This window comes from Xenorhabdus sp. SGI246 (genome assembly GCF_040838225.1).
Taxonomy (GTDB): Bacteria; Pseudomonadota; Gammaproteobacteria; order Enterobacterales; family Enterobacteriaceae; genus Xenorhabdus; species Xenorhabdus indica.
Window position 1 is genome coordinate 1 of the sequence record NZ_JBFPEZ010000089.1, and the last position, 2645, is coordinate 2645.

3 protein-coding genes are annotated in these 2645 nt (G+C 39.0%); 1 reads left to right on the plus strand and 2 read right to left on the minus strand.

What is annotated here, in order from left to right:
- Positions 1–352 precede the first annotated feature (352 nt).
- Positions 353–1156 (plus strand): DUF3800 domain-containing protein, encoded by an 804-nt coding sequence (locus ABLA85_RS16905; protein ID WP_099118338.1) that lies wholly within the window; start codon positions 353–355, stop codon positions 1154–1156.
- Positions 1157–1708: 552 nt separating this feature from the next.
- Here ABLA85_RS16905 and ABLA85_RS16910 read toward each other — a convergent pair.
- Positions 1709–2071 carry a hypothetical protein gene (locus ABLA85_RS16910; protein WP_367965519.1) on the minus strand — a complete coding sequence of 121 codons (363 nt, stop codon included), beginning with the start codon at positions 2069–2071 and terminating at the stop codon, positions 1709–1711.
- Positions 2072–2368: 297 nt separating this feature from the next.
- Positions 2369–2645, minus strand: a 277-nt coding sequence (locus tag ABLA85_RS16915) for an antitermination protein (RefSeq protein WP_367965520.1), incomplete at its 5' end; no start/stop codon positions are given.

Sequence of the window (2645 nt, forward strand, 5' to 3'; positions counted from 1 at the left end):
ATTTGCACACCGGGTTAATAAATGCTCCAGAATGAAGGGGGCGATATGTTTCGCGATACGGGATTTACTCCCCATGTATTTCACCGTTTCGCCTCCCTTTCTTGGTGCGAACAGAAAACAAAAAGGCCGCCGTAGCGACCATGTAATGAATAGAATTCCAACCGAAACAAGATTGGCGTGTTGAGATGTTGCGGCGGCGAATGCGTTGTTAATTTTATGATCGAGCTAACTATCCAAGAACAAAGCACCACTCTTTGTGATTTTTGACTAAAACGATCCTTATCAATTAGTTATGCATGTGATTTAATAGGCAAATTAATCACTATGAATCTTTTATACAGAAGGATCTTTCATGAGAGACCCCGGAAAACTAATCTGGCATGTGGCTTGTGATGAATCAGGTATAGATGGACAGCGCTTTTATGGCTTTGGTAGCCTATGGATGAAGTATCAACGCAGAGGTGATTTCTCCCGCATCATTAGAGAACTAAGAGACAAACATAGGTACTATGAAGAAATCAAATGGAAAAAAGCTAACTCCAAGAAATACGCCGATTTTTACAAAGAGTTAGTTGATGTTTTCTTCCAGAATCCTTGGTTGGCTTTTCATTGCATTGTTATAGAAAAATCTATGGTCAATAAGGCATTTCATGATGGCGATTACGACTTGGCAATGAGAAAACACTTCACGAAATTAATTTCCACGAAAATAGGTAATGTTATTGCAGCACATCCTGAGCGTGATTGTTTTTTCCGTATAGAAGTCGACCCAATAGCATCCAGGTATAAAAAAGCAGATGAGGCTTTTCATGTAATCGCAAATAACACCCTATTAAAACAATTTGGTAGAAAAAATATTATTAGCTCTGTAGTGACAAAGGATTCAAAAGTCTCAGAGAATATCCAGATATCTGATTTTTTCCTTGGAGCAATAATGAGTTCATATCAAAAAAAAATATCGTCAGACACAAAGATACAGTTAGTGGAAAAAATCGCGGGACACCTTGGATGGAAAACGCTCTGCCACGACACATGGCCAAAAGAGAGAAAATTTAATATCTGGTTTTTTTATGATAAAACGCTTGGGTCAAGAGATATAGAAACAAGAAACGTACAATTATCCGTACCACTTCCCGTAAGAAAAAGAAAAAAGTAGGCGCCGACCTCTCAGCCGACATGGTTGGAGTCCCAGACCTAAGTCGAAGTGACCAACTTGGCGGTTAAACTTTTGGGAGCCGCCTCTTCATTCCCAAAACTATCAAATCTGTGTTGCTAGCATATTAAATAAAAACCAGATTTGCAAATGTAAAGAGTGCCATACAAGAGCTTTATCACTGTTTTATATTCAATTTGTTACTAACAAAATAGATTACGACTACCCACTCAAAACAAAAAGGCCACGCAAATAGCGCAGCCTTGAATGAGTTGTCAACTCTGAGTTGACTACTGGTTGTGGAGGTCGGCGCTGATCTCCGATATGAGGCACCAAGTCATACCATCCCGCACACGATAAGTGAATATTGGTCAGTCTTTCAGGTAGCAGTTAAGCACACAGTATCTAAGCAGCCAGTCAGCCCTGGCATTCCCCACATTTCAATGAGCACTCATAAATAATCACTGAAATAGAGAAAAGTAAAAACCAGCAAAATGACATGCTGGTTTAATAATAAAACATTTAGGTAAATTCATTAAACTCTATGTATTAAAATTAATAAACTATTGCTTTTATCCAACTTTCTGCTTCAAGTTTAATTTTCACAATTTTACCTTGAACAAAAGCATCATGAACAATTTTACTATGTCTCGCGTTTGCTTGATGAACAAAAATGCATCCTTCATCACCGGACTCCAGACTCACAAACCAATAAGCATCGTGAACCAAACTGTCCAAAGAAACAGTGTAAGCCAGTTTTCCGATATAATTACCGGAAGTCACAAACTTTGTGCAGTGAAAATTACTTTGATGAACTATACCAATATTGTCAGCCTCTTTTGTCTCCGCAGCCACTCCAGTACCCGCGAACAAAGACAAAACTAAGCCAGCAAAAACGCTTGCTTTTTTATTTATCATAGCAATTACCTTATTTATATGGATTAATTATTTCAAACATCGCCCAGATATTACCCACACAATATCTGAATCCGCCATATTAAAATAAGGACAGCGCTGATAACTTAAATCAGATAAAAAGAAAGTTTTAGAATCTATTAATAATCATCAAAAGAATGATAGTTATCATAATAAAGTTCATTTTATCTCAAAAACAAAAAACCCCGCCGAGGCGAGGTCTGAAAATTCATAGTGAGTATAGATACAAGTTCCCACTATTTGAAAATATTAGGCCAAGGCCGGACAAAATGCAACGGTTTATTTTGTCACCGCTTCAAATACTTCTGCTGCCCGTTTCTCTTCTGTGTAACACTTCTCCACCAGCTTTTGATAAAAGGGTTTCCAGTTCCGCCGCCACGTTCTTTCATTCAGTTCAGGCAAGTAAGCCTTGATTGCTGTATAAGCCACTGACGAGGGCACTTTGCTGTAACCCCGCCCAGAGCAGCGCGGGCAGATTTTATGAACGGGTATACCCTGTAATGCGGTCTGTTCCTCATCAAGCACCAAGCCGCGGCCCTTGCAGCGACAACGATTT

Coding starts and splice junctions, on each gene's coding strand:
- ABLA85_RS16905 (WP_099118338.1), top strand. CDS start 353: ATGAGAGACCCCGGAAAACTAATCTGGCATGTGGCTTGTGATGAATCA.
- ABLA85_RS16910 (WP_367965519.1), bottom strand. CDS start 2,071: ATGATAAATAAAAAAGCAAGCGTTTTTGCTGGCTTAGTTTTGTCTTTG.